At 35.5% G+C, this 23,962-nt stretch carries 22 protein-coding genes; 15 read left to right on the forward strand and 7 right to left on the reverse strand.

Annotated elements, in window-relative coordinates; translation table 11 throughout:
* Position 1 precedes the first annotated feature (1 nt).
* From ACRD62_RS16610 to ACRD62_RS16625, 4 genes are all read right to left on the reverse strand, one after another.
* On the reverse strand, positions 2-1,129 hold the full coding sequence (locus ACRD62_RS16610; protein WP_430821244.1) for a tyrosine-type recombinase/integrase: 1,128 nt from the start codon (positions 1,127-1,129) through the stop codon (positions 2-4).
* 209 nt (positions 1,130-1,338) lie between these two features.
* The gene (gene mnmE / locus ACRD62_RS16615; protein WP_430821246.1) at positions 1,339-2,748 is read right to left on the reverse strand and encodes a tRNA uridine-5-carboxymethylaminomethyl(34) synthesis GTPase MnmE; all 1,410 of its coding nucleotides are present in this window, start codon (positions 2,746-2,748) and stop codon (positions 1,339-1,341) included.
* A gap of 73 nt (positions 2,749-2,821) precedes the next feature.
* The gene (locus ACRD62_RS16620) at positions 2,822-3,433 is read right to left on the reverse strand and encodes a leucine-rich repeat domain-containing protein (RefSeq protein ID WP_430821247.1); all 612 of its coding nucleotides are present in this window, start codon (positions 3,431-3,433) and stop codon (positions 2,822-2,824) included.
* A 14-nt stretch (positions 3,434-3,447) separates the two neighbouring features.
* The gene (locus ACRD62_RS16625) at positions 3,448-4,539 is read right to left on the reverse strand and encodes a gamma-glutamyl-gamma-aminobutyrate hydrolase family protein (protein ID WP_430821248.1); all 1,092 of its coding nucleotides are present in this window, start codon (positions 4,537-4,539) and stop codon (positions 3,448-3,450) included.
* 262 nt (positions 4,540-4,801) lie between these two features.
* Here ACRD62_RS16625 and sucD point away from each other — a divergent pair, with 262 nt between their 5' ends.
* The 5 genes from sucD to ACRD62_RS16650 all read left to right on the forward strand — a co-directional run bounded on the left by sucD (position 4,802) and on the right by ACRD62_RS16650 (position 10,519).
* The gene (gene sucD / locus ACRD62_RS16630) at positions 4,802-5,674 is read left to right on the forward strand and encodes a succinate--CoA ligase subunit alpha (RefSeq protein WP_430821249.1); all 873 of its coding nucleotides are present in this window, start codon (positions 4,802-4,804) and stop codon (positions 5,672-5,674) included.
* Between the two features lie 286 nt (positions 5,675-5,960).
* On the forward strand, positions 5,961-6,707 hold the full coding sequence (fabG, locus tag ACRD62_RS16635; RefSeq protein WP_430821250.1) for a 3-oxoacyl-[acyl-carrier-protein] reductase: 747 nt from the start codon (positions 5,961-5,963) through the stop codon (positions 6,705-6,707).
* 183 nt (positions 6,708-6,890) lie between these two features.
* Entirely contained in the window at positions 6,891-7,928 is a 1,038-nt protein-coding gene (locus ACRD62_RS16640) for a DUF6340 family protein (RefSeq protein ID WP_430821251.1), read from the forward strand.
* On the forward strand, positions 7,906-9,345 hold the full coding sequence (gene dacB, locus ACRD62_RS16645) for a D-alanyl-D-alanine carboxypeptidase/D-alanyl-D-alanine endopeptidase (RefSeq protein ID WP_430821252.1): 1,440 nt from the start codon (positions 7,906-7,908) through the stop codon (positions 9,343-9,345). The genes ACRD62_RS16640 and dacB overlap by 23 nt, the downstream gene beginning before the upstream one ends.
* 34 nt (positions 9,346-9,379) lie before the next feature.
* A complete protein-coding gene (locus tag ACRD62_RS16650; protein ID WP_430821253.1) occupies positions 9,380-10,519 on the forward strand; it encodes a DUF819 family protein in 1,140 nt (379 codons plus the stop codon).
* Here ACRD62_RS16650 and omp85 read toward each other — a convergent pair.
* Both omp85 and ACRD62_RS16660 read right to left on the reverse strand, forming a co-directional pair.
* Positions 10,516-11,880 carry an Omp85 family outer membrane protein gene (omp85, locus tag ACRD62_RS16655; RefSeq protein WP_430821254.1) on the reverse strand — a complete coding sequence of 455 codons (1,365 nt, stop codon included), beginning with the start codon at positions 11,878-11,880 and terminating at the stop codon, positions 10,516-10,518. The genes ACRD62_RS16650 and omp85 overlap by 4 nt on opposite strands.
* 91 nt (positions 11,881-11,971) lie before the next feature.
* Positions 11,972-12,874 carry a YitT family protein gene (locus tag ACRD62_RS16660; protein ID WP_430821255.1) on the reverse strand — a complete coding sequence of 301 codons (903 nt, stop codon included), beginning with the start codon at positions 12,872-12,874 and terminating at the stop codon, positions 11,972-11,974.
* Positions 12,875-13,033: 159 nt separating this feature from the next.
* Here ACRD62_RS16660 and ACRD62_RS16665 point away from each other — a divergent pair, with 159 nt between their 5' ends.
* The 3 genes from ACRD62_RS16665 to ACRD62_RS16675 all read left to right on the forward strand — a co-directional run bounded on the left by ACRD62_RS16665 (position 13,034) and on the right by ACRD62_RS16675 (position 14,882).
* Entirely contained in the window at positions 13,034-13,807 is a 774-nt protein-coding gene (locus ACRD62_RS16665) for an amidohydrolase (protein WP_430821256.1), read from the forward strand.
* A 109-nt stretch (positions 13,808-13,916) separates the two neighbouring features.
* Positions 13,917-14,168, forward strand: a complete 252-nt coding sequence (locus ACRD62_RS16670) for a hypothetical protein (protein WP_430821257.1) — start codon at positions 13,917-13,919, stop codon at positions 14,166-14,168.
* 75 nt (positions 14,169-14,243) lie between these two features.
* Entirely contained in the window at positions 14,244-14,882 is a 639-nt protein-coding gene (locus ACRD62_RS16675) for an energy transducer TonB (protein WP_430821258.1), read from the forward strand.
* Between the two features lie 38 nt (positions 14,883-14,920).
* Here ACRD62_RS16675 and ACRD62_RS16680 read toward each other — a convergent pair whose 3' ends face one another.
* On the reverse strand, positions 14,921-15,727 hold the full coding sequence (locus ACRD62_RS16680) for a DUF1338 domain-containing protein (RefSeq protein ID WP_430821259.1): 807 nt from the start codon (positions 15,725-15,727) through the stop codon (positions 14,921-14,923).
* Positions 15,728-15,999: 272 nt separating this feature from the next.
* On the opposite strand from ACRD62_RS16680, the gene pta reads away from it, so the two are divergent.
* The 7 genes from pta (at position 16,000) to ACRD62_RS16715 (ending at position 23,939) form a co-directional block, all read left to right on the forward strand.
* Positions 16,000-17,004, forward strand: a complete 1,005-nt coding sequence (pta, locus tag ACRD62_RS16685) for a phosphate acetyltransferase (protein ID WP_430821260.1) — start codon at positions 16,000-16,002, stop codon at positions 17,002-17,004.
* 40 nt (positions 17,005-17,044) lie between these two features.
* A complete protein-coding gene (locus ACRD62_RS16690) occupies positions 17,045-18,250 on the forward strand; it encodes an acetate kinase (RefSeq protein ID WP_430821261.1) in 1,206 nt (401 codons plus the stop codon).
* 25 nt (positions 18,251-18,275) lie between these two features.
* Complete coding sequence (locus ACRD62_RS16695; protein ID WP_430821262.1) at positions 18,276-19,253, forward strand: 3-hydroxyacyl-CoA dehydrogenase family protein; 978 nt, start codon at positions 18,276-18,278, stop codon at positions 19,251-19,253.
* Between the two features lie 66 nt (positions 19,254-19,319).
* Positions 19,320-20,534 carry an acetate/propionate family kinase gene (locus ACRD62_RS16700; protein WP_430821263.1) on the forward strand — a complete coding sequence of 405 codons (1,215 nt, stop codon included), beginning with the start codon at positions 19,320-19,322 and terminating at the stop codon, positions 20,532-20,534.
* Positions 20,535-20,566: 32 nt separating this feature from the next.
* Positions 20,567-21,463 (forward strand): bifunctional enoyl-CoA hydratase/phosphate acetyltransferase, encoded by an 897-nt coding sequence (locus ACRD62_RS16705; protein ID WP_430821264.1) that lies wholly within the window; start codon positions 20,567-20,569, stop codon positions 21,461-21,463.
* Between the two features lie 46 nt (positions 21,464-21,509).
* A complete protein-coding gene (gene buk / locus ACRD62_RS16710) occupies positions 21,510-22,586 on the forward strand; it encodes a butyrate kinase (RefSeq protein ID WP_430821265.1) in 1,077 nt (358 codons plus the stop codon).
* 87 nt (positions 22,587-22,673) lie between these two features.
* Complete coding sequence (locus tag ACRD62_RS16715; RefSeq protein WP_430821266.1) at positions 22,674-23,939, forward strand: cation:proton antiporter domain-containing protein; 1,266 nt, start codon at positions 22,674-22,676, stop codon at positions 23,937-23,939.
* The last annotated feature ends 23 nt before the right edge of the window (positions 23,940-23,962 follow it).

The raw sequence follows: 23,962 nt of genomic DNA on the forward strand, positions 1-23,962 counted from the left end.
ATTAAAGAGTGATGGTTGGAATAATATTGGCAGCTTCTTTGTTCTTTTGATCAACAATCTTGGCATAGATTTCAGTTGTCCTAATTTCTTTATGGCCAAGTCTTTTTGACACAGTATAAATGTCCGCTCCGTTTTCAAGCATAAGTACAGCATTTGTATGCCGGCTCGAATGGAATGTAAACTCCTTGTAAATGCCAGCTTTATAAGCCCACTTCATTAAGATATTTGTAGTCTGGGCGGTATATTTTAGGTTTGGAATTACTATTTCTTCTGGCGCTCCTCTTTCTCCAAGTAAATCTCTAGCATTTTGGCTAATATATAGGTACTCTAAACCATCAGTTTTTTTTTGAGTAAAAACAATTCTTAATTCATCTTCATTCTCCCGAACTTCCTTCCAGGTTAGCTTTTCAATATCAGAATATCTTAAACCGGTTAGGCATGCAAATAAAAAAGCTTTTTTGATACTTGGGATACGACATTCTGCTTTTGCCAATTTTTGAACTTCACTATGAGTTAAATAGGGACGTTCAACTTCTGCTTTAGGAAAACCTTTTACTCGTTTTCCTGGATTGTCATAGATAATTCGATCTTCAAAAGCTTGATTTAATGCAGCTTTAACTTTTGCAAAATAGGATAATTTGGTATTGGGAGATAATTTCTTGCCTTGAGGAGTTATCGCTTCTTTATCCAGATATTCCTTAAAGGCCTTAATTTTTTCATCGGTAAAATCTTTAAATAGAAGCTTAATGCCGAAGTAATTTGTTAAATGTTTGTAGCAGCTATCCCAATTACCATGATTACCTTTGCTTTCAAAGCGTTCGTCAGTAAGTTGTTTGAAATATTCAATAAAATTGGCATTAATTTTTGAATTGCTTTGAAATCCATATTTCCCGGAATCAAATTCAGCCTGTTTTTTAGTCTTTATTTTCTCAGCTAAAGTAAGTGTGTCTTTGTTATCCTGTTTTTCGGTCAGAGTTTTTGGCTTGTCAAAAATAGTTAAGTTAAGGTTTTCGAACTCCCTATTGTGCTTGATTTTACCGTTTTCATCTTTTGTGTATCCCTTATAGTATTCAAGGAATAAACTAGTTTTTCCATTCTTTAGCTTTCTTTTTCTAAGACTAATTTTCATTCTTTACAACTTTTACGATGAGAGTTGTAAAAATATGGTAAAGAATTGTAAAATAAAAGTCAAGTGAACGAAAAGTAATTAATCATTTTATATGCGACACTATTTATTGTTATTGTATTTAATTGTCATGTATATAGTGATTTATATTCCTTTGGTTGTGTTTTATTTTACTCTATTTGACTTTTTGTTTGATTCCGAAAAATGGCTATTTACTTTCCGATACAGAAATTCTTAAAGATATTACCCAATATTTCATCAGTGTTGATCTGACCAGTTATTTCACCTAAGTAATGCAATACTTCTCTGATATCCTGTGCTAAAAAGTCACCACTGATACCAGATGATAAACCTTCCGAAACTCTTAAGATGGCTTCATATGAATTTTGAAGAGCTTCGTAGTGACGGGCGTTGGTAACAATAACTTCGTCATTGTCCAATGCCGTAAGATTAACTGTCTTAAGTAATTCTGAGGTTAACTCGTCAATATTGGTATGAAGTTTAGCCGAGATGGGCACAATAGCATCCGTACCTGTTAGTTCCCGGAATGAGGTTTCGTGGAAGCGATTCTCAACAACAATATCTTCAAGCAGGTCTGTTTTATTTACCACAACAATTAATTGCTGACTTTCATTCATCCTGCTTTTAACATTATCAATGGCTTCATGAATCTTATCATCCGGATCGTTCACGTCGAGCATCAGAAGTACTATCTGTGCCTTACTGATCTTATTGTAGGTTCTTTCAATTCCCAGAGATTCAATTTTATCAGCAGTGTCCCTTATTCCGGCTGTGTCAATAAAACGGAAGGTGATGCCTTCAATGTTTATGGTGTCTTCAATAACATCGCGGGTTGTGCCGTGAATATCAGAAACAATGGCTTTCTCTTCCTGCAGTAAAGTGTTCAGCAAGGTTGATTTACCGGCATTGGTATGACCAACAATGGCAACCGGAATACCATTTTTAATAACGTTACCTAAAGAAAACGATTTTATCAGTTTTGTCAGTAAGGTGGAAATATTTGTTACCAGTTTAGTTAGTTCATCACGATTGGCAAATTCAACATCTTCTTCGCTGAAGTCTAGCTCTAACTCAACCAAAGAGATAAAATTTAATAATTGTGCTCTTAGATTGATTAACTCATTTGAGAAACCTCCCCGCATCTGTTGCAAAGCCACTCGTCGTGCAGCTTCACTTCTGGAGGCAATCAAGTCGGCAACTGCTTCAGCCTGACTTAAGTCCATCTTACCATTTAAAAAGGCACGTTGCGTAAATTCGCCTGGTTTGGCTAATCGCGCACCATGTCTGATTAATAATTGAAGAATCTGTTGCTGAATATAGGGTGATCCATGACAAGCAATCTCAGTTATGTCTTCACCGGTAAAGGAATGAGGATCTTTAAATAAGCTGATAAGTACTTCGTCGATACTTGTTTCTTCGTCTTTAATGGTTCCAAAGTGAATGGTGTTTGCTTTTTGATTGGCTAAAACTTTACCTTCTTTGGCAGGTTCAAAAATATCTTGACAAATGGAAAAGCTTTTTGGACCAGATAAACGAATAACGGCAATGGCTCCCATGCCTTGGGCAGTTGAAATTGCACAAATAGTATCGTTGAATTGCATAACTAAATTTTTTGCAAAAGTAGTAAGAATTTAATTAGGTGTTTTTGATTCTGCCATTGTATGTACTATGACCTTACAAAATAAGCTTGTTGATTAATTCGTGTGTGAACCCCTCAACAATTTTGTGAGGATTATCCATTAGAACAAGTTCATCGATATATCCTTCAATCATGTTAAAGGGGAACTCAACTATTTTGTTATCTTTTAGATAAATATTGGTTAGCATTTCAGCCTGTAACAGAAGCTCACATCTGCTGGTAATACTGTTTTCACTGAAATCAATTAACCACAGCGATTCCAAATTTGAAATCACCTTTGGAATGTTTTCAAAGCGGTTGTTTGCCAGATAAAGCTTTTCTAAATTAAAAAGCTGAGCCAGTTCGAATGGTAAATCGGTTAATTGATTAAGTCTGATATCAAGAATTTTTAATTCTTCTAATTGACTTATTTTTTCAGGTATTGATGAAATGTTGTTTTCCCTAAGATCCAACTGTTTTAAATGTTTAAATTGGAAAATCTCTTCCGGTATATCATTCCCGAAACCTGATTTAAAAACATTCAGGTGTGTTACCTGATCATCTTCATCTAATTGATAACCTTTTAAAAACCATGTTAATTTTTTATGCTCTTTTAAAGGATTTCTGAGTTTACTATTCAGTTTATCTATCAGTTGTAAATCTGACATAAGAAATCATTTTATTATAAACTCTCGTTTAGGATAGCATTGATAGCTTTCCAGAATTTATAATGAAACTCCATGCTGTCCTCATCAATCCATTTGTTTAATGATTTTTGCGGACCATTGGGTACAAATTGAAATTTCCTGGTTTTTAAAAAGAACTGTGCCCGTTCGGGATGAAATTGCACGGCCATAACATTAGGGTAGTATGAATGGAACATACCTTCGATTATCTTCTCATCCAACGAGGTGGCTCCAACCTTAAAGCCTTTACCAAGTTTTTCAACTGCCTGATGGTGATAGCTGTTTATTTGTGGTTTTTCTGTAGCATCAATGTCTAATAAGTCTACGAAAAAATAGTCTTTAAACTGAATTCGGTGAAAGTGTGATCCTGCCAATTTTTTTTGGCCAGTAGAATGAGGATAATAGTTTCGATGAATCTCTTCATTGGAAAGGTTGGATAAGCCCTTTTTTTCACTGCTATTGAAAATTTCAGAAGGAATATCCTGAATAATTGTTCCTCCAGTGGCTACATTCATGGTTTGCATACCCAGGCAGATACCCAGGATGAAATAATCTTGTTTGGCATCCAACAGAGGTTTGAAGGTTGCATCCTGATATCCACCTAGTAGATGAAATAAAAAGGACGCTTCAAAATAGTGACGGTAGGGATCAGTAACTTCAGTTCTTGGATGCGGTTTTTCATTATACATTGCTGGTGGGATATCTGGGCCACCAAAAAATATAATACCATCACTGTTTGTAAATAACTCGTTAAAGGTGGCGCTGCATTTATTTTTACAATATAAACTATCCAAAAATAAGGTGTCAGTCACTCTTATCAGATCCATTTTGAAACAACTTATGGTATCAAGCATTTTGGATGATTGAGAATAATCATAAGCTTCATCTTTGTGATATACACCTGATAATTTCATTGTACTGAAATCAACTTGTCCACTTTTTTGAAGTGCATACATTACTTCGATAGTTCCTTGAGTAGGATGTGCCAATAACAGATGTTTTTTTATTTCATCCGGCAGATTATCAGCAAGAACAGAACAACTAAAAAGAAATGCAAAAAGTTGAAGGGCCAAATTTTTGAACGTCATAATCTGAACTCGAAAAATTAGGGTGATTAATCATTTTTATTTTGTAGCAGTAAAGATATTAAAACTTGTTGTTCAGCAATGTAATTAACTAATAATCATTTAAAATTATAAGTAATAACATTGATAATCTTATGATTTGGATTTTTTGTCAATGTGCTTTTTAAAATAAATTGAAACAAACAGGATAGTAAACGGTTATTTACAGTAAGAATTTAAACACAATACTCTTTAAATCAATAAATGCTAATAAATCTTTTACCCTATGAGTGTTTTAGTTAAAAAGGATTCAAAAGTTATCATACAAGGTTTTACCGGAAGTGAAGGTACATTTCACGCAACTCAAATGATTGAATACGGAACGAATGTTGTTGGTGGTGTAACACCTGGAAAAGGAGGAACCCGTCATCTGCAATTGCCGGTTTTTAACTCAGTTTCAGAGGCTGTTGAAAAAACAAAAGCTGATGTTTCAGCTATTTTTGTACCCCCTCCATTTGCTGCCGATGCCATCATGGAAGCAGCAGAAGCCGGTATATCTGTAATTGTTGCCATTACTGAAGGAATACCAACATCAGATATGGTTAAAGTAAAAAAATATCTCGATGGCAAGGATGTTCGTTTAATCGGACCTAATTGTCCGGGTGTAATAACTCCTGGAGAGGCTAAAGTGGGCATTATGCCTGGATTTATTCATCAAAAAGGAACGATTGGAGTTGTTAGTCGTTCTGGTACATTAACCTATGAGGCTGTAGATCAGTTGACAAAGCAAGGCTTAGGACAAAGTACTTGTATTGGTATTGGAGGAGATCCTATTATTGGAACTACAACAAAAGAGGCAGTTGAACTACTAATGAACGATCCGGAAACAGAAGGAATTATTATGATAGGGGAGATTGGTGGAAGCATGGAGACGGATGCTGCTCGTTGGATTAAAGAAAATGGAACCAAACCTGTAGTAGGCTTTATAGCTGGTCAGACTGCTCCCAAAGGAAGACGAATGGGGCATGCTGGTGCAATTATCGGAGGTAAAGATGATACGGCAGCAGCTAAAATGAAAATCATGCGCGAGTGTGGTTTATATGTTGTTGAATCACCTGCTGATTTAGGTTCAACAATGGTAAAAGCTTTAGGCAAATAGAAAGATTCGTATACTTCACATTAAAAGCCGGGGTCACTAGTTTGATTTCGGCTTTTTATTTCCTTTCATGTTGCTTGGTTCGACAAATCTCAAAAATAGGACGATTGCATTCATTTTTTTAAAAATGTGGTGAAAAGCTGATAATTGTTATATTTTTGTTGCTGCATTTGATTCTCAGGCGAATTCGACTATAAAAGTTGAATGTTCAAAAGAGATTTTATGGATGAAATTGCTGAACCGTAAGATATAGAGTTTAGCATATTTATAACTTAAATAAGACAAAATTATGAAGTTATTAGAAGGAAAAACAGCTATAGTAACAGGTGCTGGCCGTGGAATCGGAAAAGCAATTGCTTTACGCTTTGCTCAGGAAGGATGTAATATTGCATTCACCGATTTGGCCTATAATGAAGCTGTTCAGGAAACTGAAAAAGAGCTTGAAGCACTTGGAGTTAAGGCTAAAGGATATGCTTCTGATGCGAGTAACTTTGAAGACACTCAAAAAGTAGTTGCTGAAATCGTAAAAGATTTTGGTGCTGTAGATGTATTGATCAACAATGCAGGTATTACAAAAGATACTTTGTTGATGCGCATGACTGAAGATCAGTGGGATGCTGTTATCAACGTTAACCTTAAATCGGTATTTAACTTTACCAAAGCTGTTCAGCCAACAATGTTGCGTCAGCGTTCAGGTTCAATTATTAACATGAGCTCTGTTGTTGGTGTAAGCGGTAATGCTGGTCAGGCCAACTATTCAGCTTCTAAAGCAGGTATGATTGGTTTTACTAAATCGATTGCTAAAGAATTAGGTTCCCGTGGAATCAGAAGTAATGCTATTGCTCCTGGTTTTATCATTACAGAAATGACAGGAAAATTACCTGAAGAGGTTAAGAAAGACTGGGAAGCAAAAATTCCTTTGAAACGTGGTGGAACTCCTGAAGATGTTGCAAACATCTGTGTATTTCTGGGTTCTGATTTGTCTTCATATGTTAGTGGACAAACTATTCATGTTTGTGGTGGAATGAATATGTAAGAAAAATACAAAATCATAGATAAAGGGTGGTTTTTTAACCGCCCTTTTTTATTTTTATGGTGTCTTTGGTTTGATTTTTGTTATTATGCTAATTATTCAATCCTTAGCCAATATTCAAGAGGTTGTTCTGATGGAAGTAAAGAGGTTGGTGATTCAATGAGCTCTTGGTAAGATACTTGTTCTATGATGAAATATACACTTTCTTTAATCCTTGCAGTATTGTTGGTTGCTTGCAGTTCAACAAGTTCTATTATAAGTTACGAAATTCTTCGTCCGGCAAAATATACTGTTCCTCCAGAAGTTAAGTCAGTTGTATTAATTAATAACAGCTATCCTTATGAGCGAAAGGATATTCATATTGCAAATATTGATGGACAAAGTCAGGTGCTGGATACTTCCTTGTTTGTAGGTTACCCTGATTCTGTTTTGGTTAGTTTAAGGCACTCTTTACTTTACAAGAACTTTTTTGATACAGTCTACTACGACACCATTCATTATAAAAAAGTGTTGCCAAGTAATCCGATTGAAAAATTATCAGAAGAGCAAATCAAAAATATTTGCGGCAAGTATAATGCTGATGCTGTATTGGCATTAGAAGCTTATGTTTATGGAACAAAGTTGGAACTTGAGAATCATCCTGAAATTTGCTTTTCGACTTTGGGGGTTTATGGGTTTAATTATTGGCGTATGTATGATGGATATACCTATGAATCAATAATAAGCGAAATGCAAAAAGATACAATCTATTGGTATGGTGATGGTTATAATATGGATGTTTCATTAATCGGTTTTCCTACATTGGAAAAAGCCAATACAGAATTTGCTTTTTACATGGGTGATGAATTTTCTGGGATGATGGTTCCTGAATGGGAAAGGATTGAACGTAATTTATTTATTAAAGGGAATAGCTATTTTGTAGAAGCTAATGAATGGTTAGGTAAAAACAATACAGATGAAGCACGTAAATTGTGGGGTTATATTTATGAGAAAGGGAAAGAATTGGAAAAAGCCAGGGCTGCTCATAATATAGCCGTTACCCTTGAGAGAGAAGGAGACATTAATAACGCATTAATATGGGCGTTCAAGAGTTATGAGGTTTATAAAAGAATGATGAATTCACTTTATAAGGAAGAATCGGAGGATGCGAAGAATTATTATGTGTATCTTACTCATCGTAAAAACGAAATAATAAGATTAGATGAACAAGTTGGGGGTGGTTAGTAAATTAAAAAAATCAATTGTCATTTTATGTCTTGGTCTGATAGCATGTTCAAATTCAATACCAGAAGATGATAAATTTATTCAGGCATTTAATCAGATAAGTATTAATGGCTTTGTCAGTGCTTGTGTCGTTGATATCAATTCAAATGAATCTGTGGCTTCATTAAATGAGCAAAAAAGATTAATTCCTGCTTCATTAACCAAGATATTTACTACTGCTGACGCATTGGAAATATTGGGAAGTGATTTTCGATTCGAAACACAAATTTATTCAGTTTCTACCTCAAAGAAGAATAATTCAATTATCATAAAAGGGGGAGGTGATCCAACCTTGGGTTCTGATCGATGGGATTATACAAAAGAAGAATCTGTCTATAATAAGATATTGAATGAATTGAAGAGACAAAACATTCAAAAAGTTGAAGATATCTTCGTTGATGATTTCCTGTTTTCGGGAATCAAGTTTCCATCCAAACGTAATTGGGAAGATATCGCAAATTATTATGGCGCTCCTCCAAGTGGTTTGTCATTCAGGGAAAATGCTTTTAAGTTGACTTTGTCATCACCCAAAAAGGTGGGGCAGTTATGTAAAGTTGTAAAGTGTGACCCAGAAATTAATAAAGAATTAAAATGCTATGTGTTAAGTTCTTCAGTTAATAAAGATAGCGCTTATATCTATGGGCACCCTGAGATGGATAACTGGTATGTGAGTGGTTCAATACCGGCTGGCAGAGAAGCCTTTGTTATTAAAGGAGCATTGCCTGATCCAGCTCAGACTTTAGGTTTTAACTTCAAAAAATTTCTGACAAAACATGGCATTCAGGTTGTTGGTGCTATTAAAAAGATCAAAACCGATGATATAAAGAACAAAAAGTTGTTGCTTAAGCTTGAATCCCCCAGTTTATTGGAAATAGTTAAAGTGATTAATAAGAAGAGTTTCAACCTTTATGCTGATCACGTTTTTTTTCAATTGGCTTTTGAAAAAGGTAAAAAAGCAGGTTGGGATAATGCATCCTCAGAACTCAATTTATTTTGGAAAAGCAGAATTGATGGTTTTACCGGTGCGTTCAATGATGGAAGTGGATTATCTCCTTTTAATCGATTTTCATCCAGAGATATGGTAGAGGCATTGAAGTATATTAATCATCAAAGTTATTCAGAAGATTTTCGACAGTCGTTATCAGTGGCTGGAGAAGATGGTACACTTAAGAGCTTATTTAAGACTGAAGAAATCGATGGAAGATTTATAGGAAAGAGTGGATCGATGAATAATGTATTGTGCTATTGTGGATACCTGACAACTAAATCGGGTAAGGAATTAGCGGTTTGTGTGATGGTCAATGGGTTTACAGAATCTTTTTCTGATGTAAGACAGAATATTGCCAATGCCTTAAAAGAAATAATGCAGGATCAGTGAGAAAACTGTAATTTTGCATTTATACAACCGGGTTATGGGATTAGTTTTGATATTCTTATATGTTTTATTGCCAGTATTGGCTATATTTCTTTGTAATAGATTTGAGTTTTTAAATAAAATAGGGACTGTAGTTCTTTGTTATGTTTTTGGTTTAATTCTTGGTCCTTTGGGAGCTTCTAATGAAGAGTTTTATAAACTGCAGGACACTATCATGGAAGTAACGGTACCATTAGCAATTCCTTTGATGCTTTTCACTTCTAATGTTAAAGGCTGGAGAAAGTTGGCTCTCAAGCCATTTTATTCATTAATATTTGCCTTAGTTGCAGTTTTTATTTCGGTGATGTTAGGTTTCTTCCTGTTTAATGGGGAATCATTGCCAGAATTTAGCAAGGTAGGTGGTATGCTTGTAGGTATTTATAGTGGTGGAACTCCCAATCTTGCGTCTTTAAAAATGCTTTTGAATGTAGATGAAGAGGTTTATCTGGCTGTTCATTCTTACGATATGGCAATTGGAGCCGTATATCTCTTTGTATTGATGGGATTGGGGCAAAAATTATTTGGTTATGTATTGCCTTCATATAAGCCTCAAAAGTTGAATGATTGGAAAGAAGCTGATGCAACCTCATTGTGGTTAGTACTTAAAAATAGCTCTCAAAGAAAACGCTTACTTATTGTTTTACTTATAGCACTGGGATTGGTTGCTGTGGCTGGTGGAATTATGATGCTAGTTTCGGAATCGATGAAAATGGTGGTCTTTATCTTTTTAATTACCGCATTTGGTATCATTGGTTCTTCATTTAAAAAGGTTCATAGTACAGAGGGTACATTTGACCTTGGCATGTATCTGATTCTGATTTTTAGTGTTGTTGTTGCTTCTAAGGTTAGTGTGAATAATTTTACCAATATAAATCCATCTATCTTTGGCTATATTACTTTTGTTGTGTTTGTTAGTCTGATACTACATGTTTTATTGGCCAAAATTAAAAAACTAGATGCTGATACTGTAATTGTTACCTCGGCAGCATTGATATGTAGTCCTCCTTTTGTGCCTGTAGTGGCAGGGTCATTAAAAAACAGAGAGATCATTGTTCCCGGACTTACCATTGGTTTGATTGGTTATGCTGTTGGTAACTATCTTGGTTATGCGATGGCGATGTTGTTAACCTGGATTTAAAACAAATAATTAAGTGTGATGTAAAGACCTGATGTGCCATCTTGTTTATTGGCTGCAATTCCATAGTCGGCAGAGAGAACAAAATTTTCGTTGAGCGCACCTTTAAGACCAATGCCATAGCTAAAGTGTAACTTATCATTAGCTTCTTTGAAATAGAGTGGGTAATCACTACCTAATTGGTTTCGGGCCTCTGTTAAATCAATTTTATATTTCTGGGTGATCATACCCATGTCAACAAAATAATTCGAACCGAGATAAAAATCTTGTTTGAAAAGTTTTGTTCTCCATATTTTCCAACGTAATTCAATATTGGCAAGTAAGTTACCGTCACCTACCACTCGGTTTCTGCTAATGCCTCTCAATGTTTTTGCTCCTCCCAAACCTTGGGAAGTGGCCGAAGTTAGCACGCTGGATGCCATATGTGGCAATAGATAAAATGGAATATCACCAGAGAGTTTGTGCTGCAATCCAATCCGGTATGCAAAAATGAGATTTCGTTTCGAACTTAATGCAAAATATTGGCGATGGAACAGGTTTATTCTTGTATATGAATGATCAAAACTTGAGAAAAAAGAAGGCATATAAATAAAAAATAGCTCAGTCCATATACCCTTCGATGGATTAGCCAAAATATCCCTTGTGTCATACGATAGTCCAGCTTTTAAATAGGCATGACTACCACCATTAGCCTCCTCTTTTTTTATGATTCCCCAATCGATGTATTTGTCGTAAAGCCCCGGTAATTCGGGTAATGCATTTTCTTCATCTTGCTTTCGGTTTAGCTTTTCAATATCAATTGATTTAATGTTGAAATCAAAGAAGGTAAAACCGGCCATCCATTCCCAGGGTGAATCCGTTGACCCCAAACGGCCCTTAAAGTTTGTAAGGATTCTGAACATGTCGCGATGATGTCTGTAAAACACACGAGATATATACTCATTTGATGAATCATCTTCCCATTCCTTGTCGTAAACCGATTGATAACCATTGAATCCATAGAAATCCATTGTTAAATCACGGAAATAAGTTAAATCTACGGTTGTTCTTATATTTCTGATGGTCATTGGTGAATCATAGTAACACCTTAGTAGGGTTGAGCCTGCAGTGTATTTTGAAGCTTCCATGTATAAGGAGTGATCGTATTCAGGGTAACGACTCCCATCTCCATACCAGTACAAATTAGTTAAACCTCCGTATTGAAATCCTAAATCGGCATCAAACGATATGGCTGGTAATAAACCAAAAGTAAATCCTTCTTTTGTGTAGGTTGTGTCCTTTTGAGCTAATAGCCCAATGTTAATGACGAAACCAATAAATAGGATTACTGCAATTTGTTTTGGTATGTATAGATTTTTTTTCATGATGTCAAATTAGTGAATTTGGTTCATATGAAAAATAAAAGATCCGCTAAAAACTAGCGAATCTTATTGATGTGGTAAATCTGCCTTTAAGTTATTCTTCTTTTTCCTGAAGCGATTTAAAGCCTTCCCCTAATATTTCTGATGTATCCATTACAGTTAAAAAAGCCTCTGGATCAATCTGGCTAATCATGGCTTGTAATGTGCTCACCTCTCTTCGTGTCACAACTGTAAATATTACTTTCTTTTCCTTCCCACTATACATTCCTTCTCCGGTAAAATAGGTACCTCCACGTTCCAGACTGTTTAAAATTCTATCTTTTATCACTTCATGTTTATCAGATATAATTATTAGTGCCTTCTCATATGATATTCCATCAAGAGTTATATCGATTACCTTACCTGTAATGAAAATTACGATCCAGGAATACAATGGGATTTTCCAGTCTTTAAACACAACTAAACCAGTTAGTACAATAATTGAATCTACAATAATAAGAAATTGACCTACTGATATTTTTGTGTACTTATTTCCAATCATGGCTACAATATCTGACCCTCCTGATGTTGCCTTGGCTTTAAAAATCAGACCTAAACCAAATCCGATAACGATGCCTCCAAATACAGAAGAGAGTAAAAGGTCGTTTTGGAGTCCTAAATGGTCATGCTCTCCTAAAAAATAGGTGAGAGAATCCATAAAGATGGTTGTTAATACCATTCCTACAACTGTTTTTATACCAAATTTCGGACCGAGAATTCTTATTCCAATTAGTGTAAGGGGAATATTTAAGAGTAATCCAAATGTTCCCACAGGAATAGCTGGAATGATATGATGAACAACAATACCAAGACCGTAAACTCCGCCTGGAACAATTTTATATGGATTTATAAATAAAACGAATCCGGCTGCTAAAATAAAGGATCCAATTGCGATTAGGAGATAGTCAATAATATGCCGGCGCTTGTTGCCACCGTAAATTTGCTTAGATATTTTCATGTTGTCCTTAATTAAGTCGCGCAAAATTATACTCTTTTCCGAAATAAAAAATTAAATATCACATAAAGTCTATTAAATGTTTAAAATATAACTTTAGAGTATTTTGTTTTGATCATACAATTAGCTTTAATTGTAATTTAATTATCAATTCTAAGAGGTATGAATGTTTTAAATGTTGCTTTGGTACAACATGATATTGTTTGGGAAAATACAAAGGAGAATCTTACAAACCTTGATGGGCTGCTGGATGGGTTGGATACGAATGTTGATTTGGTTGTGCTACCAGAGATGTTTCATGCCGGTTTTACAATGAATCCGCAAAATGTAGCACAATCTTTTTCGGATGAGGTATTGTCGTGGATGAAAAATAAAGCTCAGGATTTAAAGGTTTGCCTTATAGGAAGCGTTGTTTTTACAAATGAAGAGAAGTTTTTCAATCGCTTATTTGTTTTTTATCCCGATGGAAAATTCAAATATTACGATAAACGGCATTTATTTGGAATTGGAGGAGAAAATGAACTTTACGAAGCAGGACAGGAGCGATTAATTTTCGAATATAAAGGTTGGAAAATATGTCCGTTGATTTGTTATGATTTACGATTTCCGGTTTGGAGCAGAAACACCGTTGATTATGATCTTCTGATTTATGTTGCAAATTGGCCACAACCCAGAAGAGAGGTTTGGTCTGTTTTGTTGCGTTCCAGATCAATTGAAAATCAGTGTTTTGTAGTTGGTGTAAATAGGGTTGGTAAGGATGTGAATTGTAGTTATAGTGGTGATTCTGTTGTGGTCAATCCTAAAGGGAGTCCAGTATTACAATTCGAAGACGGTCAGCAGGCTGTAAGATCAATAGAGATTTCAAAGGATGAATTAATTCAGTTCCGGGACAGGTTTCCGGTATGGAAAGACAGAGATGAGTTTACTATTTTATAAATTTATTAGTAAAGAATTGAAATATTATTGATAAAAGGAATTGACTATTGAATTTAGTTTTGTTAACTTTAATTAAAGATGGAATTAAGTCAAATAAAATTAGAGTTTTATGAGGTCTTTTAAGGTAATTTTATCAAACGACAAAGTTGAATTCTTCACCGAATTAATGAATCGGTTAGGAATTAAATACCAGGATGAGATTCAGGCAATGAAAGAGGCTAATAAGATGAGAGGAGAAGCCGAAAGAGTCATAAGTAATTCGGGATCAAAAGTCGGACAAAAGAATATTCCAATGGAAGACAGCAGTATAAAGGAGGTTCTTAAGAAAATTGAACAAATGAGAGGAAATTCCAGAGGGTAATATTTAAGTGTATTAAGTTATTGATAGTGGTATGATTATTGTATTGATTAAAGAAATAATTTAATACTTAATCCGATGAAAACCTTTCAGTCTTTTTCCTGCATTTTAATTATTGTTTTCTTCTTTCTTGCTGATGTAAAAAGCATTGCTCAAACAGATTCAAGCGAAGAACAAGTTGAATCTGTTGTTGACAAACTTCCTAAACTCAATAAAGGGGGGAGTAATTTTAATAAGTACATTGCCAAAAATATTGAATACCCTGCTAATGCCAAATTAAGAGGTGTTGAAGGAGATGTTTGGGTATCTTTTATTGTCACATCGACTGGTGTTGTTAAAGATGTTAAAGTTGACAAAAGCGTTGACGAAACGTTGGATGCCGCAGTTGTGGATTTTGTAAAGCAAACAGGGCCCTGGAAACCAGGAAAAAAAGGCGGAAAAGAAGTGAATACTCAAATGATGGTTCCGGTTAAATTTTCATTAAATCAAGACGAACGTGCATTGGCAGATATGTTGAAAGAGTTTAATATTCTGGATGCACCTCCTTTATTTGTGCTTGATAATAAATTGGTAGAAGGGTATCTTACTATTGAAGATTATAATGTAAAGTCCATTCGTATTTTAAAAGGTAGTAAAGCAACAAATCTTTATGGCGATAAAGCTAAAAACGGTGTTGTAGTTATTACCTCCAAAAGAGGCACGCCTCCTGTTTATTAAAAATATAGAAAGCCCCATCTAATCGATGGGGTTTAAAGTTATTTTCTAAAATTAGTGCTTTCAAAAATTTTATCAGCTGATTTGGCGATAAAGCCATTGAATAAATTACCGTTAGGCATTTTGTACCGTCGTGCAAATTCATAATAGCAGGCAGGCACATTAAACGTACCTTCCTTAAATTCCATTTGAACCATATCAGCTAAGGTGCTGGATTGTTCCAGAAATTCGCTAGGAGAACCTTTAATTTCTCCACCCGATGAGTTTAGTTTAAAACCATTGTCTTTTAATGATATATTGAGTTCTTTCAGACTTTGAATATGCTCAAGCTTATTTACAAGTACCGTAAAGTGGTTTGCTCTGAATCCAAAAATATAAAGCCAGGCTGCATATTCCGATTCTTCAAGAAGTGTTTCATATATTTGATAGCTTGGTATTCCCCAAATATTACCTGCAAAAAGGATATCATCACCTTGCGGAATCTTGGCTTTGCTTTCATTTATGTGTTTATCTAATATTTTTTGAACCGGTTCTGATAGCTCTTCAACCATCAATTGACTAATGAAAATTTTTGGCGCAGAAGGATTATTTTCAATTTCGAAGTGTTTTGCTGTCAATTTTTTTTGTTCAAAACGATAATAACCCTTTTCTTTGTAACCTCTTTCAAGAAATGGCTTAGCCAAGGCATTTATGTTAACAAGTGGGTAATTGAACGTTCGGAATGCGATGTGATCATTGATAATTACTTCGTTATGAGAATTGAATAATTGATGGATCAATTTAACTGAAGGATTCAGGTTTTGATACTCATCAAATAATCGATCGAATAATGTTACGTTGTCAAGCATGTTGTTTTTGATTTCAAATTAGAAAACAATTTGATGAATGTCAAATTGTAAGTGAATATTGAAATTATTCCGAAAAATCAGGTAAAATTTGGATGTTTTTCAGCTGAATTAAGAGCTTGTATTGCAAATTGAAAGTATTGATTCTTTTCTTTGTTTTACGGCTGTTTTCTGTTTTTAAACATCTTAAATTGATGATAAAATACATATGAAATATGCAAATTTCGCAGTAGCTTTGTGGGAATTGCTAAAATTTAACTTTTTTAGAAACGGAAATGGAATTCATTGAACAGCTCAAGCTTAAGGCTAGTCAGAACAAAAAGAGAATTGTTCTTCCAGAAGGATTGGAAGAAAGAACTTTGAAAGCAGCAGATGTAATTTTAGGTGAAGGATTCGCTGAAATTATATTAATTGGTAATCCGGAAAAGGTAAAAACTGAGGCCGGAAAAATGGGTCTTCAAAATATTGATAAGGCCACTGTTGTCGATCCTGAAAATCATGATAAGTTGGATTCTTACACTGATTTGATGGTAGAAATCAGAAAAAGTAAGGGTCTTACAAAAGAAGATGCTTTACAACTGATTAAGAATCCATTATTTCTGGCTGTAATGATGATTAAGGCTGGTGATGCTGACGGTGAAGTTGCCGGAGCTGACAACGCAACAGGAGATGTTTTACGTCCTGCTTTTCAATATGTAAAAACTGCTCCAGGAATTAGTGTTGTGTCAGGTGCGTTTATTATGATATTGAAGGATAAAGAGTTTGGAGAAGATGGTATGATGGTATTTGCAGATTGTGCTGTTCATCCAAACCCTACAGCTGAAGAATTAGCTGAAATAGCTGTTTCAACAGGACAAACAACCAGAGCAATTGCTGGTTTTGAACCTAAGATCGCAATGTTAAGTTTTTCAACAAAAGGAAGTGCTAAACACGAAATGGTTGATAAAGTAGTGAAAGCTACTGAATTGGCTAAACAGCAAGCTCCTGATATGAAAATAGAAGGTGAATTGCAATCCGATGCAGCAATCATTCCTGCTATTGGTCAGAAAAAAGCACCGGGAAGTGAAATCGCTGGTCAGGCTAATGTTTTGGTATTTCCAACCCTGGAAACAGGAAATATTGCATATAAATTAGTTCAACGAATGGGGCATGCCGAAGCTATCGGACCAATTTTACAGGGTATGGCAGCACCAATCAACGATTTATCCCGTGGTTGTTCGGTTAGCGACATCGTTAATCTGGTAGCGATTACTGCAAACCAAGCAGCTGGTACAGTATAAATTCAGAGCCGGTTATCCGGCTCTTTATATTTCAAGGTTAATGATCATATTGGTTTTAAATAGTGGTAGTTCTTCCATAAAATACCAATTGTTCAACATCGAGGGGCAGGAAAAGTTAATGGCCAAAGGTGTTATCGAACGAATTGGGATTGAGGGAGGTGCCCTGAAACAATGTGTGAAAGGAGTACCGCAGTTGGTTTTTGAAAAAAGTATTCCGGATCATACAGTAGGTTTAAAACTAATATTTGATCATCTGGTAAACGCAACTGATGGTGTTTTAAAAGATCTATCCGAGATTAATGCGGTTGGTCATAGGGTGGTTCATGGTGGTGAATTATTTAAGGACAGCATCATTATCAATGAAAAGGTAAAACAGCAAATTGCCGAGTGTGCTGAGCTTGCACCTTTGCACAACCCCGCCAATCTTAAAGGTATTTTATCTGTTGAAGTTCTTTTACCCAATGTGCCTCAGGTAGCGGTTTTCGATACATCATTCCATCAGACCATGCCTAAACATGCTTTTTTATACGGCATACCATACAAGTATTACGAGAAGTATAAGATACGCAGGTATGGTTTTCATGGTATAAGTCATAAATATGTCGCTCAGGAAGCTGCCAAATTGTGTAAAAAGGACTTTGCCAAATCAAAAATCATAACATGTCATCTGGGTAACGGTGCTTCCATTACTGCAATAGATAATGGTGAATCGGTTGATACCTCAATGGGATTTACTCCGGTTACTGGTTTGATGATGGGGACTCGTTGTGGTTCTGTCGATCCAGGAGTGTTATTATTTCTTGAAGAAAAGGAACAACTAAGTATCCGGGGAATTTCTAGCCTGATAAACAAAGAAAGTGGATTACAGGGAATATCTGAATTATCATCAGATATGAGAGATATTGAACAGGCTGCAATTGATGGAGTTTACAGAGCGAAACTTGCATTGGACATGTACATTTATCGTGTACGCAAAAAGATCGCTTCTTTCGTGGGTGTTATGGATGGACTGGATACATTGGTATTTACTGGAGGTGTTGGTGAGAACTCATTTAAAGTAAGAGAAGAGGTTTGTAAAAAACTTAGTTTTTTTGGGGTGAAAATTGATCAGCAACAGAACTTAAGTACCTGTGGTCAAACAGGTGTCATATCATCTTCCGATTCCAGTGTAACGGTTGTAGTTATTAATACCAATGAAGAACTTGTTATAGCCAGAGAAACCTTTGAAATATTAAATAAAAACTAACAGGAAATTATTAAAAATAATTATAATGGCTGAAATTCTTGTAGAACCTATTGAATTATATGCTTTAGGTCAGAAAAAGAAGGGTAAAACTCTTTTTTCAAAAGTTGGGGTTGTAGGATGTGGAAAAGAAGGGCAAAGTATTGCTCGTATTGCTGCTTGGCATGGAATGGAAGTTGTTTTCATTGAGTTAAGTGAAGACAAAATTACCCAGGCAATTGAAAATATTGGTAGTGAGCTTGATAACCGTATTGAAAACTGGGGGTTAACTCCTGGTGATAAGCGTGCTATCATGAGTCGTATTAAAGGATCTATGGATTATAAAGATCTTGCGTCCTGTGATTTTGTTATTGAAGCTATTCGTGCAGACGAGACTGGTGTTCGTAATATTGAAACACGCAAAGAAGTTTTCAGAAGAGTGGAAGAAGTAGTAAGCAGTGATGCAATTATTGCTACAAATGCTACAACAATTGTAATTACAGAATTGGCTTCTGAATTAAAGATAAGAGAACGTTGTGTAAGTCTTCACTTCTTTGTGACATCTCCAGAGGCACGTATTATTGAGGTAGTAAAAGGGTTGTACACTTCTGAAGAGGTATATCAGCGAGTTTGTACTTTTGTAAAACTTATCAATCGCGATGTTATTCCGGTTGAAGAATCAGCTGGTATCGTAAGTGTTCGCCTGTATGTTACTTTGTTAAATGAAGCATGTGCTACTTTAATGGAAGGTGTTGCAACTCTTGAGGATATTGATAAAACCATGGAGATTGGATTGGGCATGCGTTTTGGTCCTTTTAAATCAGCCGATATTATTGGTTTGGATAAAGTAATGCGTTGGATGACTAATCTTCATGAAGAGTTTGGTAGTCAGAAATTTACTCCATCGCCATTGATTCGCAGATTGGTTAGAGCCAAGCGTTTAGGTAAAAATGTTGGTGTAGGATTTTATCGCTATGATAAAGACGGAAACATTTTACCAAATGAAGATCTTGTACGCAAGATATAATTATCCAACAGAGTTACAAACATGGTTGAAAGATGCCTTGGCATCGTCAAAACAAAGAAAATAGACATGAAAATATTAGTATTGAACTGTGGTAGTTCATCAATAAAATATCAGTTATTTAATATGGAAGGCGCCGAATGGGAGGTAATGGTTGCCGGAGTAGTTGAAAAAATTGGTTTAAAAGGTTCTTTTTTAAAACATCAGAAAAGCGGTGGTAAAGTATTACTGGAGGGTGAGATTCTTGATCATCAGGCCGGTATTGATTATATCTTAGGTGTTTTAATTAGTGAGAAACACGGATGTATTAAAAACCTTGATGAAATTGACGCTGTTGGACACAGGGTTGTTCATGGTGGAGAAGAGTTTAATTCAAGTGTATACATTACTGATGATGTTATCAAGAAAATGGAAGAATGTATTGACCTTGCACCATTACACAATCCTCCAAACTTAAAAGGGATCGAAGCCATTACACAGTTGTTACCAAGTGTACCTCAGTGTGGCGTGTTTGATACTGCTTTCCATCAAACAATGCCTAAGAAGGCATATATGTACGCAATTCCTAAAACCCTTTATAATCAATACGGTATTCGTCGTTATGGATTTCACGGAACAAGTCATCGTTATGTGTCAAAACGTGCCTGTGATATGTTAGGGGTGGATTATAAAGAACAACGGATCATATCTTGCCACTTAGGTAACGGTGCTTCAATAGCTGCCATTCAAAATGGTGAATCGGTTGATACATCTATGGGTTTTACGCCACTTGAAGGATTAGTGATGGGTACTCGTGCAGGAGATTTGGACTTAGGAGCTGTTACTTACATCATGGATAAAGAAAAAATTGGCACTCGTTCAGCCAGTGTTTTATTCAATAAGCATAGCGGATTGCTTGGTTTGACAGGAATTTCTTCAGATATGAGAGAGATTCAGGATGCTGCAGCTGACGGAAATGAGGTTGCTCAATTAGGATTGGATGTGTATGATTATCGTGTTAAAAAATACATCGGTGCATATGCAGCAGCAATGGGTGGTATCGATATTTTGATCTTTACAGGTGGTATTGGAGAAAATTCAGGTATGAGAAGACAGGAAATCTGTAAAGGTCTTGAATTTTTAGGTGTTGAAGTGAACCAGGAGGTTAATATCGGCGTTATTGGGGATGAAAAGGTAGTTAGTACTGATAATTCCAAAACAACGGTTATGGTGGTTCCAACTAACGAAGAATTAGTTATAGCATTGGATACCAAAAATATTGTTGAAGAATTAGCTAATCGATGATATAAAAACTCAATCAACAAATCTCAATTTTTATGTTTAAATCCCTTAATGATCTTCAAAAACTTATTCTCCAAAATAAAGTCAAGAAGAAATTAGCATTGGCCGTGTCGCAGGACGGACACTCCCTCGACGCGGTTTACAATGCTTATCAGGCCGGAATTATTGATCCTATATTGATCGGATCAAAACCGGAAACAGAAGCAATTATTGCGGCAAAAGGTTATGATTTCTCCCACGCAACCTTTATACATGAGCCCGATACTGAAAAATCTGTTCAAATTGCTGTTAAATTGGTCCACGATCAAAAGGCAGATATTCTTATGAAAGGAAAGGTGGCAACACCAACCTTGCTGAAAGGTGTTTTGAATAAAGAATGGGGCTTGCGCACCGGAAGACTTCTGTCGCACTTTGCCTTATTTGAAGTTAATACCTATCATAAGCTTATAGCAGTGACTGACGTGGCCATGAATATAGCTCCCAACTTAAAGGATAAGATCGACATTGTAAATAACTCTGTTGGATATTTGAATAAGATGGGAATATCGAAACCTAAAGTTGCTGTTTTAGGTGCCATTGAGATGGTTAATGAAAGCATGCAGGCTACATTAGATGCTGCTTTGTTGTCAAAGATGAATCAACGAGATCAGATAAAAAATTGTATCATTGATGGTCCGTTGGCATTTGATAATGCTGTAAGTTTTGAGAGTGCCAAACATAAAGGCATCAAAAGTGAAGTGGCTGGTGATACCGACTTGTTACTAATGCCCGATATTGAAGTAGGTAATGTACTTTATAAAACACTGGTGTTCTTTGCTAAAGCAAAAGTTGCTTCAGTCATTTTAGGAGCTTCAGCTCCAATAGTACTGACATCCAGAAGTGATTCGGAAGAATCGAAATATAATAGTATTTTGCTTGCTGCAATGGCCTGATCAAAGGCTTCTTATCTTATAAAAAATCCTCTTAAGTTTTAATGTAATGAAACGAAATAAAGTTTTAGTGATTAATCCCGGATCTACCTCTACAAAAATTGCGGTTTTTGAAGGTAGTGAATCTATTTTTCTGAAAACTTTAAGACATTCGGCTGAGCAATTGGCCCAATATGAAAAAATTTCAGATCAGTTTGAATTTCGTAAAGAGTGTATATTAAGTGAATTGATTCAGGCCGATATTGATATTGATGATTTTGATGCAATTGTGGGTCGGGGTGGTTTGGTTAAACCAATTGCTTCTGGTGTATATGAAGTAAATGAAGCTTTGAAGGCAGATTTACGAAAAGGTATTTTAGGGCAACATGCCAGTAACCTGGGTGGATTGATTGCAGATGATATTGCTAAGGTAATTCCTGGTGCAAGGGCTTTTATAGCCGACCCTGTGGTAGTGGATGAATTAGAGGAAGTAGCCAGAATTACAGGTCATCCTGATATGCCACGTCGCTCTGTCTTTCATGCTTTAAATCAAAAAGCTGTTGCAAAGAATTTTGCCATATCCATCGATAAAAAATACGAAGAATTAAATGTGATCGTAGCGCATCTGGGAGGTGGAATATCCATTGGAGCACATCGTAAAGGACGAGTTATAGATGTAAATAATGCATTGGATGGTTATGGTCCATTTTCACCGGAACGAGCAGGTACTTTGCCAACCGGAGCATTGATTGATGCTTGTTTTAGTGGTAAATATACTTATGAAGAGATGCGTAAGTTAGTGAATGGTAAAGGTGGTTTGGTTGCTCATTTAGGAACGAATCAGGCAAATGAAGTGGAAGAGAAAGCACTCGCAGGAGATAAGCATCATATGCTTATATTGCAGGCTATGGCCTATCAAATAGGCAAGACAATCGGCAGTTGTGCTGCAGTATTAAAAGGACAGGTTGATGGCATTATTATTACAGGTGGAATTGCGCATGATAAAACTGTAACAGATTATATTAAGGAAATGGTTGGGTGGATAGCACCTATGAAAATCTATCCTGGCGAAGATGAGATGAAGGCTTTAGCCGATAATGCATTCAGTGTTTTAGCTGGAGAAGTCGAATGTAAAGTCTATGAATAATAAATAGAAAAAATTGCTCTTACGATTGCCGTGGAATTTTCTGCGGCAATTTTTTTATATCTTAAGCACATAATCTAAACAAAAAGTATGGAAGGAATCAGTGCATATTATATTTTAATTGCTGCAGCCATCATCATCATATTATCGTATCTCTTTAATTTAATAGCAAAGAGAACAAATGTACCAAGTGTTATATTACTTATAGCCAGCGGTTATTTGGCCAAAGAAATGCTTGGATACGATTTTAATGAAGCGGATTGGTTTCTGCCATTAGAATTATTGGGTATTGTTGGTCTGGTTTTAATTGTACTCGAAGCTGCACTTGATCTGGAATTAAAAAAAGAAAATCTGAAGCAAATACTGAGGGCATTGCTGGTTTCTGGCTTGTCATTATTCTTTAATACCTTTTTATTGGCTGTAGGAATTCAGTACTTTATTGGAAATATTGATTGGTTATCAGCCATCATCTATGCAATACCATTGGCTATAACGAGTAGTGCCATTGTTATACCAAGTGTTAATGGTTTGCCAAAAGACAAAAAGGAATTTTTGATTTACGAGAGTACCTTATCTGATATTTTAGGTATCATGTTCTTTTATTTATTACTCGAAAATATTAATGAGAATGGTGCCACTATGATTGGAGTTAATATTATTTCCAATATTGGGGGAACAATATTATTAAGCGTGATTTTATCATTCGCCATGATATTTGCTTTTCAGAAAATAAAGTCTGAGGTAAAATTGTTTTTATTTTTTGCTGTTTTAATACTAATATACGATATAGGAAAGCTCTTCCATCTTTCTTCTTTACTTATGATATTGGTTTTTGGAGTAATCCTTGAAAACAGAAAATTGTTTTTTCGGGGCAAGCTTAGAAAATATTTGATTGAAGAAAACGTTTCAAAGGTATTGGTAGATTTTAAGTTAATTACAAAAGAAAGTTCGTTTGTCGTTCGTACATTTTTCTTTTTTGTACTTGGTTTGTCAATTACATTGGCAGGGGTTTTTGTACCGAAGATATTGTTTTTAACAGCCTATTTTATGATTGGTGTATATGGCTTCAGATGGTTGATTTTTAAGTTGATGTTCAGGAAAAATTATTTTCCACAATTTTTAATTGCCCCCAGAGGTTTAATATCAGTACTTTTGTTTTTCGCTATACCAATTGAATTTAGGATTAACGACTTTGAATTGGGGATATTAACTTTATCAATTGTGGTGACAAGTATTGTAATGGCCTGGGCTCTTGTACACGACAGACTAGGACGAATGGGAAGGATAAAACGTGTATTGCCATTGCTTAAGGCTGTAAAGAAAGTTGGATTAAACAGGGATAGTGGAAACGATTAGGATATCTTGAAAGATTCTGATCC

The organism is Carboxylicivirga caseinilyticus, assembly GCF_050589785.1.
In the GTDB taxonomy this organism is placed as follows: domain Bacteria; phylum Bacteroidota; class Bacteroidia; order Bacteroidales; family Marinilabiliaceae; genus Carboxylicivirga; species Carboxylicivirga caseinilyticus.

Bases quoted from the DNA above. Each gene is read 5' to 3' on its own strand.
- ACRD62_RS16610 (WP_430821244.1), bottom strand. From the start codon at position 1,129: ATGAAAATTAGTCTTAGAAAAAGAAAGCTAAAGAATGGAAAAACTAGT.
- mnmE (WP_430821246.1), bottom strand. From the start codon at position 2,748: ATGCAATTCAACGATACTATTTGTGCAATTTCAACTGCCCAAGGCATG.
- ACRD62_RS16620 (WP_430821247.1), bottom strand. From the start codon at position 3,433: ATGTCAGATTTACAACTGATAGATAAACTGAATAGTAAACTCAGAAAT.
- ACRD62_RS16625 (WP_430821248.1), bottom strand. From the start codon at position 4,539: ATGACGTTCAAAAATTTGGCCCTTCAACTTTTTGCATTTCTTTTTAGT.
- sucD (WP_430821249.1), top strand. From the start codon at position 4,802: ATGAGTGTTTTAGTTAAAAAGGATTCAAAAGTTATCATACAAGGTTTT.
- fabG (WP_430821250.1), top strand. From the start codon at position 5,961: ATGAAGTTATTAGAAGGAAAAACAGCTATAGTAACAGGTGCTGGCCGT.
- ACRD62_RS16640 (WP_430821251.1), top strand. From the start codon at position 6,891: ATGATGAAATATACACTTTCTTTAATCCTTGCAGTATTGTTGGTTGCT.
- dacB (WP_430821252.1), top strand. From the start codon at position 7,906: ATGAACAAGTTGGGGGTGGTTAGTAAATTAAAAAAATCAATTGTCATT.
- ACRD62_RS16650 (WP_430821253.1), top strand. From the start codon at position 9,380: ATGGGATTAGTTTTGATATTCTTATATGTTTTATTGCCAGTATTGGCT.
- omp85 (WP_430821254.1), bottom strand. From the start codon at position 11,880: ATGAAAAAAAATCTATACATACCAAAACAAATTGCAGTAATCCTATTT.
- ACRD62_RS16660 (WP_430821255.1), bottom strand. From the start codon at position 12,874: ATGAAAATATCTAAGCAAATTTACGGTGGCAACAAGCGCCGGCATATT.
- ACRD62_RS16665 (WP_430821256.1), top strand. From the start codon at position 13,034: ATGAATGTTTTAAATGTTGCTTTGGTACAACATGATATTGTTTGGGAA.
- ACRD62_RS16670 (WP_430821257.1), top strand. From the start codon at position 13,917: ATGAGGTCTTTTAAGGTAATTTTATCAAACGACAAAGTTGAATTCTTC.
- ACRD62_RS16675 (WP_430821258.1), top strand. From the start codon at position 14,244: ATGAAAACCTTTCAGTCTTTTTCCTGCATTTTAATTATTGTTTTCTTC.
- ACRD62_RS16680 (WP_430821259.1), bottom strand. From the start codon at position 15,727: ATGCTTGACAACGTAACATTATTCGATCGATTATTTGATGAGTATCAA.
- pta (WP_430821260.1), top strand. From the start codon at position 16,000: ATGGAATTCATTGAACAGCTCAAGCTTAAGGCTAGTCAGAACAAAAAG.
- ACRD62_RS16690 (WP_430821261.1), top strand. From the start codon at position 17,045: ATGATCATATTGGTTTTAAATAGTGGTAGTTCTTCCATAAAATACCAA.
- ACRD62_RS16695 (WP_430821262.1), top strand. From the start codon at position 18,276: ATGGCTGAAATTCTTGTAGAACCTATTGAATTATATGCTTTAGGTCAG.
- ACRD62_RS16700 (WP_430821263.1), top strand. From the start codon at position 19,320: ATGAAAATATTAGTATTGAACTGTGGTAGTTCATCAATAAAATATCAG.
- ACRD62_RS16705 (WP_430821264.1), top strand. From the start codon at position 20,567: ATGTTTAAATCCCTTAATGATCTTCAAAAACTTATTCTCCAAAATAAA.
- buk (WP_430821265.1), top strand. From the start codon at position 21,510: ATGAAACGAAATAAAGTTTTAGTGATTAATCCCGGATCTACCTCTACA.
- ACRD62_RS16715 (WP_430821266.1), top strand. From the start codon at position 22,674: ATGGAAGGAATCAGTGCATATTATATTTTAATTGCTGCAGCCATCATC.